This window comes from Philodulcilactobacillus myokonensis (assembly GCF_027923585.1).
Lineage (GTDB): Bacteria > Bacillota > Bacilli > Lactobacillales > Lactobacillaceae > Philodulcilactobacillus > Philodulcilactobacillus myokonensis.
Map to the genome: position 1 here is coordinate 1169343 of NZ_BRPL01000002.1, position 16412 is coordinate 1185754.

The following is a 16412-nucleotide window of genomic DNA, read 5'->3' on the forward strand; positions in this document are numbered from 1 at the left end:
CCGTTAAATGGGCCTAGCTGGACTCGAACCATCGACCTCACGCTTATCAGGCGTGCGCTCTGACCAACTGAGCTATAGGCCCAACAAAACGCGATGCCAGTAGGCCTCTCAAAACTAAACAAGACATTTGCACAACATGTGTAAGTTTCCGAATTAAATCCTTAGAAAGGAGGTGATCCAGCCGCAGGTTCTCCTACGGCTACCTTGTTACGACTTCACCCTAATCATCTGTCCCACCTTAGACGGCTAGTTCCCCGAAGGGTTACATCACCGGCTTTGGGTGTTACAAACTCTCATGGTGTGACGGGCGGTATGTACAAGGCCTGAGAACGTATTCACCGTGGCATTCTGATCCACGATTACTAGTGATTCCAACTTCATGCAGGCGAGTTGCAGCCTGCAATCCGAACTGAGAACAGCTTTATGGGATTTGCTTGACCTCGCGGTTTTGCAACTCTTTGTACTGTCCATTGTAGCACGTGTGTAGCCCAGGTCGTAAGGGGCATGATGATTAGACGTCATCCCCGCCTTCCTCCGGTTTATCACCGGCAGTCTCACCAGAGTGCCCAACTGAATGCTGGCAACTGATAATAAGGGTTGCGCTCGTTGCGGGACTTAACCCAACATCTCACGACACGAGCTGACGACAACCATGCACCACCTGTCAATCTGTCCCCGAAGGGAACACCTAATCTCTTAGGCTAGCAGAAAGATGTCAAGACCTGGTAAGGTTCTTCGCGTAGCATCGAATTAAACCACATGCTCCACCACTTGTGCGGGCCCCCGTCAATTCCTTTGAGTTTCAACCTTGCGGTCGTACTCCCCAGGCGGAATGCTTAATGCGTTAGCTGCGGCACTAAAGGACGGAAATCCTCTAACACCTAGCATTCATCGTTTACGGCATGGACTACCAGGGTATCTAATCCTGTTCGCTACCCATGCTTTCGAGCCTCAACGTCAGTAACAGACCAGATAGCCGCCTTCGCCACTGGTGTTCTTCCATATATCTACGCATTTCACCGCTACACATGGAGTTCCACTATCCTTTTCTGCACTCAAGTTTCTTAGTTTCCAATGCACTTCTTCGGTTAAGCCGAAGGCTTTCACATTAGACTTAAAAAACCGCCTGCGCTCACTTTACGCCCAATAAATCCGGACAACGCTTGCCACCTACGTATTACCGCGGCTGCTGGCACGTAGTTAGCCGTGACTTTCTGGTTAGATACCGTCGAGATGTAAACAGTTACTCTTACACCTGTTCTTCTCTAACAACAGAGCTTTACGAGCCGAAACCCTTCATCACTCACGCGGCATTGCTTCATCAGACTTTCGTCCATTGTGAAAGATTCCCTACTGCTGCCTCCCGTAGGAGTCTGGACCGTGTCTCAGTTCCAATGTGGCCGATTACCCTCTCAGGTCGGCTACGTATCATCGCCTTGGTGAGCTATTATCTCACCAACTAGCTAATACGCCGCGGGTCCATCCAAAAGCGATAGCAGAGCCATCTTTCAAACATAAACCATGTGGTTTATGTTGTTATACGGTATTAGCATTTGTTTCCAAATGTTATCCCCTACTTCAGGGCAGGTTACCCACGTGTTACTCACCAGTTCGCCACTCGGTTAGGTCTTAAGTCAAATTGATGCAAGCACCAACTATCATTAAGGAAACCTCGTTCGACTTGCATGTATTAGGCATGCCGCCAGCGTTCGTCCTGAGCCAGGATCAAACTCTCATTTTAAAAATGAAAAGTTTAATACAAAGCTCTTCTTAAAATAATTAAGAACGAATTAACTTCGTTCGCATAAGTTTGTTTGTTTTATATAAATATAAAACACCTTACACATCTTAGGTTGTTTAAATATCTTGTTCAGTTTTCAAAGACCTACTTTTTATTGTTGCATCTCTGCAACGCAACATTAATTATCATATCATCAGGTAATTAAAATGTCAACAGCAAATTAATATATTTTCTAAAAACAAGCTGTTAAATTAGTGCTCCTTAACGGAACATTTATTACTATACCGTGAATTAAATTATCTGTCAACAGTATTTTCAAAAAATTCCAATTATGTATTAAAAAACTTCATCCCCTAATCAAGGAACGAAGTTTTAAATTTATTTATCTGTATTATCTTCAGGACGCATCGTTGGGAATAATAGAACATCCCTAATGGATGGTGCATCAGTTAAAATCATAACTAAACGATCAATTCCAATTCCTAAACCACCAGTAGGCGGCATCCCATATGATAATGCTTCAACATAATCTTCATCAATTGGTTGTGCTTCATCATTACCAGCAGCCTTTTCAGCAGCCTGGGCTTCGAAACGTTTTCTTTGATCAATTGGATCATTTAATTCAGAGAACGCATTACCATATTCTTGACCAAGAATATATAATTCAAAACGATCAGTAAATCTTGGATCCTTTGCATTCTTCTTAGCTAATGGAGAAATCTCGACCGGATGACCGTAAATAAATGTTGGATTCTTAATCTTAGGTTTAACTAATTTTTCAAAAAAAGCATTAATAATATGGCCAACTTTCCAGTAACTTTCGTATTCAATATGATGTTCATCAGCTAATTTTCTAGCATGATCAACAGACATCTTAGGCCAGAAATCCACGCCGGTATATTTTTTAATGGCATCCAACATATGAAGTCTAGCAAACGGTTTCTTAAAGTCTAATTTATGACCCTGATATTCAACCGTTCCATCATCACTAACAACGTTAGCAGCAGCCTTAAAAATGCCTTCAGTTTCGTCCATAACATCATGAAAGTCAAAGTATGCAATGTATGATTCTAATTCAGTAAATTCGGGATTATGTTCTTGATCCATCCCTTCATTTCTGAAAACACGACCAATTTCATATACACGTTCCATTCCACCAACAATTAAACGCTTTAAATGTAATTCTAAGGCAATTCTTAAGTATAATGTAATGTCTAACGCATTATGATGGGTAACGAATGGTCTAGCGTTAGCTCCACCAGCTTGAGTATGCAAAACTGGTGTCTCAACTTCTGTACAGTCCATTTCGTTATCTAAATAGCTTCTAACAGCAGAAATAATCTTACTGCGTTTTTGAAAACGGTTAAAACTTTCACGATTAGCAATTAAATCCAAATAGCGTTGTCTATATTTTTGTTCTTTATTCTTTAAGCCGTGCCATTTATCTGGAAGTGGACGTAATGCTTTAGATAAAAATGTAACTTTAGTTGCTTTAACAGTTAATTGCCCCATATCAGTCTTCATAACTAAACCGGTAATTCCTAAATGATCACCTAAATCAGAACGTTTAAAAATGTGGTAGTTATCTTCACCAACAACATCTTTTCTAACGTAAATTTGAATTTTTCCAGAGCGATCCAAAATATCAGCAAATCCAACCTTACCTTTACCTCTTTTAGCAACCATTCGACCGGCAATTACAACGTGTTTATCTAATTTTTCAATTGCTTCTTTATCTAGTGGATTGTATTCATCAGTTAATTGTTGTGCCAAATGGTCACGCTTAAATCCATGTCCAAATGGATCAATGCCTTCTTTACGCAATTGATTCATCTTATCCAAACGAACACGGATTTGATCATTCATCTCATGTGCCACACTAAGACCTCCATATGAATATTTTTAGCATAATATATAATTTAACTAAATTCTTGATAAAAACAAGAAATTTAAAAATCATATTGAATGATTTTTTAGTTTATATTATTCAAGACATTTTAATTATAGCATGAACATTAATTAATTAGTAATTAATTCCAATTTGCTTTTCTTGCTTCCCTCACATGTGTTTTTTCAATAAATTGATCAAAAATATCATTCATTTCCTGCTCAGTATCAGCATCATTTAAGGCAGCTCTTGTTCTTGCGGAATGAGAAATCCCCTTTAGATAATAAGCAGCTTGGCCCCTAAAGACCCTGGGTCCCATAAAGGATCCCTTAACACCAACCAGTCGATGCAAGTGTTCCCTAGCAACGTTAATTTTTTCTTCTAAACTTGGGTCAGGTAATTTGTCACCAGTTGCTAAATAGTGTGAAGTTTGTTTTAACATCCAAGGATTACCTTCAACAGCCCTGGCAATCATAACACCGTCTGCACCAACATCATCAATCATCTTTTTAGCGTCCTCTGGTGTTTTTACATCGCCATTTCCAATAAATGGAATCGTTAGGTGTTTAGCAACATTCTTTAAAATATTCCAGTTAGCATGGCCCCTGTAATACTGTTCTCTAGTTCTTCCATGCATTGCAACTGCGGAAGCACCACCAGCTTGAGCAGCCAATGCATTATCAACTGCATAAAGGTGGTCATCATCCCAACCAGTTCTCATTTTAACGGTAATTGGAAGATCAACTTTAGAAGTAACGTATGAAACCATATCGTAGATTTTATCAGGATCAAGTAACCATCTAGATCCAGCACCAGTTTTAACAACTTTATTAACTGGACATCCCATATTGATATCAATGATATCAACGTTAGTGTTCTTCTCAATATATTGAGCAGCTTGAGCCAGCGTTTCTTTACTATTACCAAAAATTTGCATGCTCATTGGGTGTTCCCTTGGATCAACTTGCATCATCTTTAATGTTTTCTTATTCCGATAGATAATTCCACGATCAGAGATCATTTCACATACCACTAATCCAGCACCAAATTCTTTGCAAATCATCCGAAAAGCTGGATTAGTCACTCCGGCCATTGGTGCAACAATAACACGGTTAGGGATTTTAACATTGCCAATCTTAAATTGTGGTTTCAAATCAATTCACCCCTTTATTTATGCTTCTTACTATCGGCCAAAATTAAAATGGCTTTTAATTCATCTTCACTATAATGATAGTGATTTCCACAAAAATTACATGTAACATCAGCACCATGATCTTCATTGATCATTTGTTTAATATCATTAGGATTCAATCCAGCAATGTCATTAGCAAATCTCTTTTTAGAACAGTTACATTTAAACTGAGTCGGTGTTTTTGATAAAATTTTAGTATTTTTGCTCCCTAAAATTTGTTTTAAAATATCCGCTGGTGTTTGATTATTCGACATTAATTTCGAAATACCAGGCATCATTTTTAAATGATTTTCTAATTTTTCAATGGCATCTCCAGATGCACCTGGCATTTTTTGGACTAAATAACCACCGGCATATTCAACGGAACCATCTTGGTTTAATTTAACTGAAACGTCAATGGCAGACGGAATTTGTTCAGATTGAGCAAGGTAGTATGTGAAATCGTCCCCGATTTGTCCAGAAACTAATTCAACATTACTAGTATATGGTTCATCACCACCTTGACTCTTAATTACCTGCATATAACCATTTTTACCAACGACTTTACCAACGTCAATGTTACCATTTGAATCAGAAGTTACCTTAGCTTTTGGATGTTGAATATATCCCTTTACATTGCCATTAGCATCTGCATCAATGATAATTAAACCGACGGGACCCCTTCCATCAATCTTAATTGTCATAGTTTCCCGTCCTTTAATGACTGATGATGAAAGTAAAACCCCGCCAATTAAACTACGTCCTAAGGCTTCAGTCACAGCATCAGAAGTATGATGCCTTCTTTTTGCTTCCGAAACAATATTAGTTGCATCGATTGAATAAGCCCTAAACATTCCATCATTACTAATACTTTTTACTAAGTGGTCATGCTTATTTGTCATAAAAATCCTCCTATTTGAACTTCAAAAAAACGTGAGTGAAAATCCACCCACGTTTTTTTATTAATCTAAAAATATTATTCGAAATGATTATCATTATCATGATGATTTTCATCATCAGAATGATTTTCCGAATCATGATTTTGTTTCTTTTCAGATTCACGTTTTTCTAAAGCTTTTTTAGATTCCTCATAAGTAGCAGCATCATGTTCACTTGGAAATTCTGTTGAATTCTTATCAGGCATCTTACCAGTCTTATACAAACTCATAATTTGAGCAGCATTCAAAGTTTCATACTTCAATAATGCTTTTGCAATTACTTGGTGCTGTTCACGATGGGTTTCAATAATATGTCTAGCTTCTTTATGAGCTTCATCAATCATGCGTTTAACTTCAGAATCAATCTCTCTGGCTGTTTGTTCAGAATACTTAGGCTGAGCATAAGGCTGAGATGGATCTTCTAAAATAACATCACCTAATTTATCACTCATTCCATATTGGGTAATCATAGTTCTTGCAAGCTTAGTGGCTTGTAAGAAATCATTTGAAGCACCAGATGAAATTGAATGGAAAATCAATTCTTCAGCACTTCTTCCACCCATTAAACCAGCAAGTTGCTCCATTGCATTATGCTTAGAAAGCAACTTTTGATCCTCTTTTGGAAGCATGATTGCATATCCGCCAGCTCGACCACGCGGTACAATTGTTACTTTATGAACAACCCTAGCATCATTTAGAACTAGTCCAACAATGGTATGACCAGCTTCATGATTAGCAACAATTTCCTGTTCATGTGGGTTAACAACGGCATCCTTTTTGGCTGGTCCAGCGATAACACGATCTTCAGCTTCATCTAACTCTGAAGAACCAATCTGTTTCTTGCCTCGACGGGCAGCTAATAAAGCAGCTTCATTAAGTAAGTTAGCTAAATCAGCACCTACGAACCCAGGAGTTTGCCTTGCAATTTCTTTGAAATCAATTCCAGGTGCAAATGGCTTGCCCTTAGAATGAACCTTTAAAATTGCTTCACGCCCACGGACATCAGGTCTACCAACTAATACTTTTCGATCAAAACGACCGGGTCTAGTTAAAGCAGGATCTAAAACATCCGCACGGTTGGTAGCAGCAATGACGATGACACCTTCATTACCACTAAAACCATCCATTTCAACTAGTAATTGGTTTAAGGTTTGTTCACGTTCATCGTGTCCGCCACCAACACCAGATCCACGCTTTCTACCAACGGCATCAATTTCATCAATGAAGATAATTGCAGGCGAATTCTTCTTAGCTTGTTTGAATAAATCACGAACACGGCTAGCTCCAACACCTACAAACATCTGAACGAAATCAGATCCTGAAATAGAGTAAAATGGAACGTTTGATTCACCAGCAACTGCCTTAGCAAGCAAAGTTTTACCAGTACCAGGAGGTCCTTCTAAAAGCACACCTTTTGGTATCTTCGCTCCAAGTGACGTATATTTCTTTGGATTCTTCAAGAATTCAACAACTTCAACAAGTTCTTGCTTTTCAGCTTCTTCACCAGCAACGTCAGCAAATCTAACTTTACTAGTTGATGGTTTAGCGGTTGATTTACCAAATTTCATAATACCACCGCCAGTGCCACCACTACCGGCTCGATTCATCATCATATAGAAGAAGAAAATGAAGATAATTAACGGTAGAACGTATACTAATAGGTTAATCCAAAAACTATTTGATTCAGCTGACTGAACATTCATTTTAGCGTTATTGGATTTAGCATCATTAGTAATTTCATTAACTGTTGAATTATTCTTTAAAACGGTCGTTGAAAAGTTATTAACTTTGGCAGTTTTGCTGGATCCAATGAATGAAATGTTATTTGTTTTGATTTCATGGGCATTTCGATAAGAACCAGAAATTTTATAAACCCCACCAGAAGGTTGGATAGAGAAATTTTTAACCTGGCCAGTCTTTAATTCACGCACAAATTGACTAGCTTGAAGCCTTTCTGTTTGAGCAGAATTACCATTTCCCTTTAAGACAAAAAGAGCTCCCATTAAGACTAGTGCAATCACGACATAAAATAGACTACTCTTAAAAAGCCCATTCTTTCGATGATTATTCATTTATTGCCTCCTAACATCATAATAAACTAACGCTAATTATATCACGACAAACGTCAATATTTAATAAAAAGGTTTAAAATGATGAAGAAAATTTAATTTTAATTAAGGTTGGAATAAACTCTTGGCTTCAATACTCCAACGTATGGTAAGTTACGGTATTCTTCTTTATAATCCATCCCGTAGCCAACAACGAATTCATTTGGGACCTTTAAGCCAACATAGTCTGCTTTAACATCCACTAAGCGACCCTCTGGTTTATCCATTAATGTACAAACATGAATCGAATTTGCTCCACGATCCATTAATAAATTCTTTAAATATTTTAAAGTTCTTCCAGTATCAATGATATCTTCAATAAAAAGAACGTTGCGGCCTTTTACATCGGTATCAATATCTTTAACTAGTTTAACGTTTCCAGATGATTTGGTTCCACCACCGTAGCTAGAAACATCAATGAAATCAATATCCATATAAATATCCATATTACGGATTAAATCGGTCATGAAAACAATGGCACCTTTTAAAACGCCAATTACTAGCGGTTTTTTACCGGCATATTGTTTAGCAATTTTTTGACCAAGTTTTTGACAAGTTTTCTTTATATCTTCCTTGCTATAAAGAACTTTTTCAATATCATTATTCATAAATTTCTCCCCTTCAAATCAATCTAATTAAAAACCTAAAATGAATGTATATTGATGAGCTTTAGGATTATTTGAAAATCCTGAAGCTTCTTTATACCCTAATAATGCTAAAACACGATTTGAATGGGTAGTTAAAACAAGTGCCGATTCTCGATCCTCGTTTTTAACTTTTTGGTCAATCAAAATTCGCCTAATCTTTTGATGACCACCATTCTTCAATCGAATTACATCTCCATAATGCCATTTTCGCACTACTAATGGCAAATCTGAAGGTGCTAAGCTAAAAACTTTTTGACGCTTTCCATGGTACTTTAAGCAATTATGGTTAAAAATACCAAATTTAATATTATTGATCTTAGCTACTTGATTTATTTTTAATTGAAACGGCTTCAATTCAGCATGCTTCTTTGAACGATTCTTTAAAAAAGTATTAACTGACATAATTTGTAAAACTTGATAACTTTTTTTAATTAAAATCTGATTATTTTGAATTGTTGCCTGCGGTTTTCCTTTGTTATTAATAATTTCTAATAACTCTGAAAAAATATGTGAAGAAATTACAATCCCACTGAAATAATGATGAAAAATTAGTTTAATCAATTCCAACTGCAGATCAAATGGTTCTTGGCAAATTAAATTCAGATTCCATTTACCCAGGTGGCCATCCCAAAATAAAAGGATTTGATCTAATTGATGATTCATTAAAACGGTATTAGCATTAATTAAATCATTTAGTTGTTCAGCATATTCACTAATGTGATCCAAAACAGCAGGATTTTCTTTCATCATTCGCGGTAATAAAATGTGACGCATTCGGTTACGCATCATTTTTAATGAGTGGTTGGTTACATCTTCATACCATTTAATATGATGCTTTTTAGCAAATTGCTTTAAAAGCGACTTAGGATACCCAAGCAATGGTCGCACTAAAATTCCTTGATAAAATTTTCTTTTAGATCGAATCCCAATTAACTGGGAAATATCGCCACCACGAATTAATTTCATCATAAATGTTTCAGCCTGATCATTTTGATGGTGAGCAGTTATAATTACTCTTGAATGGTGCTTATCCATCACAGTTTTAAAAAAATGATAACGAAAATTCCTCGCAGCATTTTCAACCCCTGAAGCTGGATGATATTTTTTAGGCCATCTAGCAACTTCTAGATTTAAATGATGTTGATTACAATATTTTTTTAAATAACGTTCTTCTAATTCGCTTGCAGACCTTAACTCGTGGTTAACGTGAGCAACGATAATTTGTGGTTTCCTTATTGATAGATGTTCAATCATATAAAGTAGTGTCATTGAATCAACACCGCTTGATACCGCAATTACCACTGGTTCATTAGCTTGCCACCATTTTTTTCGGTTAACATTGCTAGCAAATGATTTAAGTAAATTCAAAGTACCGAATCCCCTTAAAAATAAAATGATTAAGGCCCATTAAGACCCTAATCATTTTTTATTTTAACTACGTCGGCCACCACGACCGCCACGTTTTCCTTCAGTATTCTTTTTAATAACTGCTAAACGATTTTCACTTTGTTTTAAGAAATTGGACATCATATCATCAAAACCAGGTTTTTTATTTTTATGGTTATGAGAATGTTTATTCCAATTCCCGTTCCCATGAAAGTTATTATTATGATTATGGAATTTATCACCACTATGATGATGGTCATTATGATGATATTCCTTATGATGTTCTTTAGCTTTTCTGATTGAAAGGCCAATTTTACCATCATCACCAATACTAATCACTTTAACAGTAACTTCATCACCAACTTTAAGCACATCATGAATATCTTTAATAAACTTATCTGAAATCTCACTGATATGAACTAATCCAGTTTTATGATCACCTAAATCCACAAATGCTCCAAAATTAGTAATACCTGTTACTTTGCCGGAAACCTTTGCTCCAACTTTAATTGCCATAAAAATAAATTTCCTCCTAAAAATTAAATATATATTAGTATAGCACCAAATGAGTATAATTTATATCAATTTTTAATTAATTTTGAGTAACATCCTTAGAAATATCACCTGGCAAACTATAAATTGTTTCATTTGGCTTGCTATAATAATATTTTTCTCTAATAACCTGTTCAACATAATTAGTATTTTTTAATTGTTTGACACTTGTCTTGAATGTTTCATTTTGCTTCTGTTGATTAGCAAGCTTTACTTTCGTTGTTTTAATTTGTTCGCTAGAATGATTAAATTCGTGTTTAGCTTGAAATAATCCAGTACAAGCAATCAAAATTGCTAAAAGTGACACAGAGACGATAATTAAAGAATGCTTCATTCGAGCACTAACAAAACTAAACCTGACTTCCTTTTTCTTAATTAAATGTCGCTTTCTCTTTAAGTATGGATTGTTAAGCTGTTTAATTTTATTAGCCGAACTAGTCATCCTTTTTAACCCTCCTAAATTAAAATATTATTATGTTAAACAAAACTATATGCTTTTATAATAACATGTTAAGCCCAAGATACGAGCGTTATTTCAAAATTATTTTAATTATTTTTTCATACGGTAATCATGTTTATAATCTTCGCTTAAAATGGTGTAAGTATTTTCTGCTTCCGCTTTTTTAGTTGTTTCTAAAATTTGATTAACCCTTACCGTCAATGTTTTATTACCAAATTCAATTGCGATTTGATCGTCAACATTAACATTAGTAGAAGATTTAGCAACTTTACCATTAATTTTAATTCGTCCTTGGTTGGCAATATCTTTAGCAACTGGACGTCTCTTAATAATTCTAGAAATTTTTAAAAATTTATCTAATCTCACTTCAAACACCTCACTTTGTTATTTTAGATCGAAACATTTTTAACATTTGTTTTAATTGATCTTGAGCTTTAAAAATTTTAAAAATAAAACATAATCCAATAAAAATTATTATTCCGATTGGAACCATCATTAGCATTAAAATTAAGCTTCCAAAACGGGATGGCATTAAAAATAGCTTGCTAATTTCACGCTGAAGAAGAAACAATCCAATTCCTTCCCCAATTGAAATCAAAATGATTTTAAGAAAAAAAAGCTTTGGATACAAACTTTGTTTAATAAAATCAGAAGCACAAAGATAGTTAATGACCCAGATTGTAAATAAAGCAATGACGGTAGATAAACTACCGCCCATAATTCCAACTCTTCTAACAAACCAGCTAACCAGAATGATTTTGACAATCATCCCGATTGTAATTGAAATCCAGGTATTTGCGGATCGATTCAAACTTTGTAAAACACTATTATGAATGACAATCATCGTTGCAAAGACGATGCTCAAACAATAGACCCCAATTGAATCATCATCGGCAGCATTTTTAAATAGTAAAATATTAATGGGATGAATTAAGCTAATAATTCCCATTGCAATTGCAAAGGTTAACGTCATACTAACTTGAACCATCATTCTCGCATTATTTTTGAATGTATCAAAAAATTTTTTTCGATAATTTTTAACAAGTGATGGGATAAAACCAGTTGCAAAACCAGTCCCAATTACCAATCCTAATTGAACAAGCGGTTGGGCACGATCATAAATTCCCTTTGCATTTTGGGCATCAAAATTAGTCATCCCGTAGATCAACAAATTTTTCTTAATTGTAAACGAATCAACTAGTTGCATTAAAACAACTAATGAAGCGAGAACACATAAAATACCACCTTCATTTAATAACCGTTTAAAAAGGGTTGGATAACTAATTTCAGGATAATACTCAAACGAAAACGATTCGGATTTAAAGTAATAAAGTAAAACGATGGATGCTAAAATGCCAGCAAAAAATGCTGCGAGCATTGTATCTTTTCCCATTCGATATAAGTTCCAATGGTGAAAATGGGCAGCCATGGCCACCAAAATAATCATAATCACCCGAAAAATTTGTTCTAATACTTGTGAAATGGCAGTCGGATGCATTTTAAGCGATCCTTGAAAAAAGCCCCGCGATGTTGATAAAAATGGCATTAAAATTAATAGTAATGAGACCGCCCTAATCATCTTCGATAAGTTGGGATCACCCATTTTAAAACTTAGCCATGGCGCTAATAATTGAACGACAATCAAAGCAATTCCAGAAATCAAACTAAGTAAAATCAATAATTGCCAATATAAGCGCTTACGACTGATTTGATTAGGCTGTTCCGCCATGATTTTAGATATAAAAACTGGTAATCCGGTTAGAGCTAGCGTCATTAAAATTCCATAAATAGGGTATACCTGTTGATAAATGTAGAATCCAACGTTTCCAACCAAATTCTGAAAAGGAACTCGATAAACCGCACTTAAAATTTTAGAAATTAATGCTGCACCGGATAAAACCAGTGCTCCATTTAACGCCTGATGGTTTAAAATGGCTTTTTTATGCTCAATCTTACTCATTGATTCATTTTTTCCAATCGTAAGTCATTCAATTCAAGCACAAATTTCAATAAATTATCTAAACAATCCACTTCACTCATATCAGGTTGAACCACTAGTTGAATAATGAATTGGTCATTCTTTTCATCAATTGTACTTTTGAATTTAGTTTGAGCAAGCGCCTTCATTAAGCCCCTTGCACCATAAAATTCTTTTCCAGTCTTGGATAGGATAATCTTAAATTGGCCGTTCAAATCTTGAATGGATTCTAAGTAAGTTTCATCAGCCATGGTCTTTAATAGCCCCACCTTTAATAAGTTGGCTGCTGGCATTGGATATTTACCAAATCGATCAATTAAATCATTTTTAATTTGATGATAGTCATCTAAATTATGCATTTGCTTAATTCGCTTATAAATCTCAATTTTCTGGTTGGGATCACTAATGTAATCATTTGGCAAATAACTTTCAACTCTGCTGAATTTAACCTTAGCATTTGTTTCTTTCGGTCCCTTATCTCCATTACCGCGCTTTTTAGCAACGGCATCAGATAACATCTGCGTATATAGATCATATCCAACGGAATTAATAAATCCGTGCTGCTGTTTACCAAGCAAATTACCTGCTCCACGAATGGACAAATCACGCATGGCAATTCTAAAGCCTGATCCTAACTCGGTAAAATCACGAATGGCCTCTAAGCGGTTCTCACTCACTTCAGTTAAAACTTTATTCGGTTGATACATGAAGTAAGCGTAAGCAACCCGGCTACTGCGACCAATTCGTCCTCTAATCTGGTAAAGTTGCGATAATCCCATATGATCAGCGTTTTCAACGAATAACGTATTGGTATTTGGAATATCAACACCACTTTCAATGATGGTCGTTGTCACTAAAACATCATATTCATCGTGAATGAAATCATAAAGGGTATCTTCCATCTGTCTTTCATTCATTTGACCATCAATATAGGTGATTTTGGCATCAGGTACTAACCGTTGAATTTTTTGGACGGTTTCTTGAATATCGTTAACACGATTATGAAGATAAAAGACTTGTCCACCACGTTGCATTTCGCGGCGAATACCTTCACGGATGGCTCCAGCATTTTCTTCCATGACATAGGTCTGAATTGGGAAACGATTAGTGGGTGGCGTTTCGATAACTGATAGATCACGAACCCCCATCATCGACATGTTCAAAGTTCTTGGAATTGGTGTTGCTGTTAGGGTTAAAACGTCAACATTTGATTGTAATTTTTTGATTTTTTCCTTATGTTTAACGCCAAACCGTTGTTCTTCATCAACAATCAATAATCCTAACTTCTTAAATTTTACATCTTTAGAAAGTAAGCGGTGGGTTCCAACAACGATATCAATATCGCCATCTTTTAATCCCTTGATTGTAGCTTTAATTTGTTTGGGAGTTCTAAAACGTGAGAGAACCCCCACTTTAATTGGCCAACCATGGAAGCGATTCAACATGGTTTCGTAATGTTGGTGGGCTAAAACGGTCGTTGGAACTAAGAAAGCAACCTGGTGATGGCCGTCAATGGCCTTAAATGCAGCTCTTAATGCCACTTCCGTTTTACCATAACCAACGTCCCCGACTAATAGACGGTCCATTGGATGTGGTTTTTCCATGTCCTGTTTAATTTCCTTTACACTTCTTAATTGATCAGGAGTTTCAGTATATGGAAAATCATCTTCAAATTTGCTTTGTTCATCGTCATCAGGTGGAAAAGCAATTCCCTTTTCAGATGAACGTTTGGCATATAAATCAATCAAACTATCGGCAATATCTTCAATTTTATTGGCAACCCGACGCTTAGTCCGCTGCCATTCAGTTCCACCCAGTTTATTCATTCTCGGGTGACCATCAGAAGATGAAACGTACTTTTGAATTAAATTCAATTGGTTAACCGGGATGAATAATTTAGCATTATCACGGTATTGAATTGATAGGTAATCCTTATGCTTCCCATCAATCTCCATTGTCTTCATGCCTTCATATTTACCAATTCCATGGTTAACATGGACAACGTAATCACCAGGCTTTAAGTCAGTATAGCTTTTAATCCTCTGTGCATTTGAAAAATTTGGCTGGCTTCTGCGATGGTGTTTATGAACCTTAGCAAACATCTCAGATTCAGTGATGACAACTAAATTAACAAGTGGAATCTCAAATCCCTCGTTCAACCGTTCCGGAATCAATTGAATTTTGTTTTCAATAATGTGATCTTCATCAGAATTAACAACCGGAATTTTGAAATCATTCATAGCTTGGTTCATTTTCTTAAATTGAGAACGATCACTAATCATAACAATGACCGTTGAATTATTTTTTTGCCAACGATCCGTTTCAGTTTTAAGTAATGGCAATTGCCCATAGAATTTCTGCATTGGGTGGGTTCTAATATCATTAACTTGATCTAATTTAAGCTGCCCCAATCCCTTTTGAAACTGTGAAAATAAAATTTCAGCTTGAGGAATGCGCTTGAATTCGTTTTTAAAATCATGACCAAAAGTCTGTTTTGAAAAAATTTCAGCATGCTCTAATTTAGTTTCTGCCCAGTTATTTTCATCACTAACTAACTGTTTGTTAGAATCCATCAAACGATTATAATCATCAAATGCTACAATCCCATCTTTTGGGAGATAATCAAAAATTGAGTTTGGTTGTTCAAATAAGAAATGCGAAAACAATAACCATTTCGAATCTGACAACCCCTGATTCAATTGATCAATAATCGGTTGAATATGGTCAGACATCGTTTTAGATAATTTTTTATCATCAATATCTGATAAACTATCATTTAACTGGGAAGCAATTTTTTTAGCACCCTGTTTTCGTTCATCTTCCGATACAACAAAATCAGTTGCGGGCAAGATTTCAAATTGCTTAATCTTTTTAATACTACTTTGTTTGGCAGCATCAAAATATCTTAGTGAATCCAATTCAGTATCAAAGAAGTCTAACCGGACTGGATATTCAGCATTTAGTGGATAAACATCCAGAATGGATCCACGAATTGCAAATTCACCGGGAGAAGCAACTAAGCTCTTCTTAACATATCCCATCTGATGTAATTTTAAATTTAAATCACGTAATTTATAGTTACTGCCAACTTTAATGTTAATTTTAGCATTTTTAAATTCATCCTTAGACGGCAAAAAACGACGGGCACCAGAAACAGAGGTGATAACCACTACTGGTTTGTCTGATAGTAAAGCAGATAGTGATTTGACCCGTTGCGATTTAAATTGAGGTGAGCTTGTTGCTGCTTCAGCAGCGATCAATTCTTCAGCCGGAAACTCAAATACCCGTTTGCTCGGTAAGATACTTTCAAAATCATTTGCAATCTGATCAGCATGGTATAAGGTATCTGTGACTAATAACAAGGGTTTCTTAAGTTGATTATGAATCGTTTTAAGCAATAATGCCCTCGACGAATCAGCCATCCCGGTTACTAATTGCCTTGTTTTTGGCTGGATATTTTTAATAATTGAATTATATTGTGGTAATTTTGTTAAAAATTGAGTTAATTTCAATTTATTCTTCCTTTCACCACTCAAAAATGAT

Annotated in this window: 11 protein-coding genes, 1 tRNA gene and 1 rRNA gene; all 13 read right to left on the reverse strand. The window is 35.7% G+C overall.

The features are described from left to right. Nucleotides 1-8: 8 nt before the first annotated feature. Nucleotides 9-82, reverse strand: a tRNA-Ile gene (locus tag WR164_RS06185). 83 nt (nucleotides 83-165) lie between these two features. Continuing rightward, nucleotides 166-1741: ribosomal RNA gene (locus tag WR164_RS06190) — 16S ribosomal RNA — on the reverse strand. Between the two features lie 378 nt (nucleotides 1742-2119). Then, nucleotides 2120-3607, reverse strand: a complete 1488-nt coding sequence (gene lysS / locus WR164_RS06195) for a lysine--tRNA ligase (RefSeq protein ID WP_286136917.1) — start codon at nucleotides 3605-3607, stop codon at nucleotides 2120-2122. Nucleotides 3608-3771: 164 nt separating this feature from the next. Continuing rightward, nucleotides 3772-4782, reverse strand: coding sequence for a tRNA dihydrouridine synthase DusB (dusB, locus tag WR164_RS06200; protein WP_286136655.1), 1011 nt, complete (start codon nucleotides 4780-4782; stop codon nucleotides 3772-3774). A gap of 14 nt (nucleotides 4783-4796) precedes the next feature. Beyond that, nucleotides 4797-5702: an Hsp33 family molecular chaperone HslO gene (gene hslO, locus WR164_RS06205; protein WP_286136656.1), complete on the reverse strand. Its 906-nt coding sequence runs from the start codon at nucleotides 5700-5702 to the stop codon at nucleotides 4797-4799. 74 nt (nucleotides 5703-5776) lie between these two features. Then, nucleotides 5777-7810, reverse strand: coding sequence for an ATP-dependent zinc metalloprotease FtsH (ftsH, locus tag WR164_RS06210; RefSeq protein WP_286136657.1), 2034 nt, complete (start codon nucleotides 7808-7810; stop codon nucleotides 5777-5779). Between the two features lie 98 nt (nucleotides 7811-7908). Beyond that, nucleotides 7909-8454 (reverse strand): hypoxanthine phosphoribosyltransferase, encoded by a 546-nt coding sequence (hpt, locus tag WR164_RS06215; protein ID WP_286136658.1) that lies wholly within the window; start codon nucleotides 8452-8454, stop codon nucleotides 7909-7911. 27 nt (nucleotides 8455-8481) lie between these two features. Next, nucleotides 8482-9861, reverse strand: coding sequence for a tRNA lysidine(34) synthetase TilS (gene tilS, locus WR164_RS06220; protein WP_286136659.1), 1380 nt, complete (start codon nucleotides 9859-9861; stop codon nucleotides 8482-8484). A 63-nt stretch (nucleotides 9862-9924) separates the two neighbouring features. Beyond that, the gene (locus tag WR164_RS06225; RefSeq protein WP_286136660.1) at nucleotides 9925-10395 is read right to left on the reverse strand and encodes a S1 domain-containing RNA-binding protein; all 471 of its coding nucleotides are present in this window, start codon (nucleotides 10393-10395) and stop codon (nucleotides 9925-9927) included. A 76-nt stretch (nucleotides 10396-10471) separates the two neighbouring features. After that, nucleotides 10472-10873 (reverse strand): FtsB family cell division protein, encoded by a 402-nt coding sequence (locus tag WR164_RS06230; RefSeq protein WP_286136661.1) that lies wholly within the window; start codon nucleotides 10871-10873, stop codon nucleotides 10472-10474. A gap of 108 nt (nucleotides 10874-10981) precedes the next feature. Next, nucleotides 10982-11257, reverse strand: coding sequence for an RNA-binding S4 domain-containing protein (locus WR164_RS06235; RefSeq protein WP_286136662.1), 276 nt, complete (start codon nucleotides 11255-11257; stop codon nucleotides 10982-10984). 10 nt (nucleotides 11258-11267) lie between these two features. Beyond that, nucleotides 11268-12851: a putative polysaccharide biosynthesis protein gene (locus tag WR164_RS06240; RefSeq protein ID WP_286136663.1), complete on the reverse strand. Its 1584-nt coding sequence runs from the start codon at nucleotides 12849-12851 to the stop codon at nucleotides 11268-11270. Continuing rightward, complete coding sequence (gene mfd, locus WR164_RS06245; RefSeq protein WP_286136664.1) at nucleotides 12848-16381, reverse strand: transcription-repair coupling factor; 3534 nt, start codon at nucleotides 16379-16381, stop codon at nucleotides 12848-12850. Before mfd ends, WR164_RS06240 begins: the two co-directional genes overlap by 4 nt. Between the last annotated feature and the right edge of the window lie 31 nt (nucleotides 16382-16412).

Bases quoted from the DNA above. Each gene is read 5' to 3' on its own strand.
- lysS (WP_286136917.1), bottom strand. From the start codon at position 3,607: ATGAATGATCAAATCCGTGTTCGTTTGGATAAGATGAATCAATTGCGT.
- hslO (WP_286136656.1), bottom strand. From the start codon at position 5,702: ATGACAAATAAGCATGACCACTTAGTAAAAAGTATTAGTAATGATGGA.
- ftsH (WP_286136657.1), bottom strand. From the start codon at position 7,810: ATGAATAATCATCGAAAGAATGGGCTTTTTAAGAGTAGTCTATTTTAT.
- hpt (WP_286136658.1), bottom strand. From the start codon at position 8,454: ATGAATAATGATATTGAAAAAGTTCTTTATAGCAAGGAAGATATAAAG.
- WR164_RS06225 (WP_286136660.1), bottom strand. From the start codon at position 10,395: ATGGCAATTAAAGTTGGAGCAAAGGTTTCCGGCAAAGTAACAGGTATT.
- WR164_RS06230 (WP_286136661.1), bottom strand. From the start codon at position 10,873: ATGACTAGTTCGGCTAATAAAATTAAACAGCTTAACAATCCATACTTA.
- WR164_RS06240 (WP_286136663.1), bottom strand. From the start codon at position 12,851: ATGAGTAAGATTGAGCATAAAAAAGCCATTTTAAACCATCAGGCGTTA.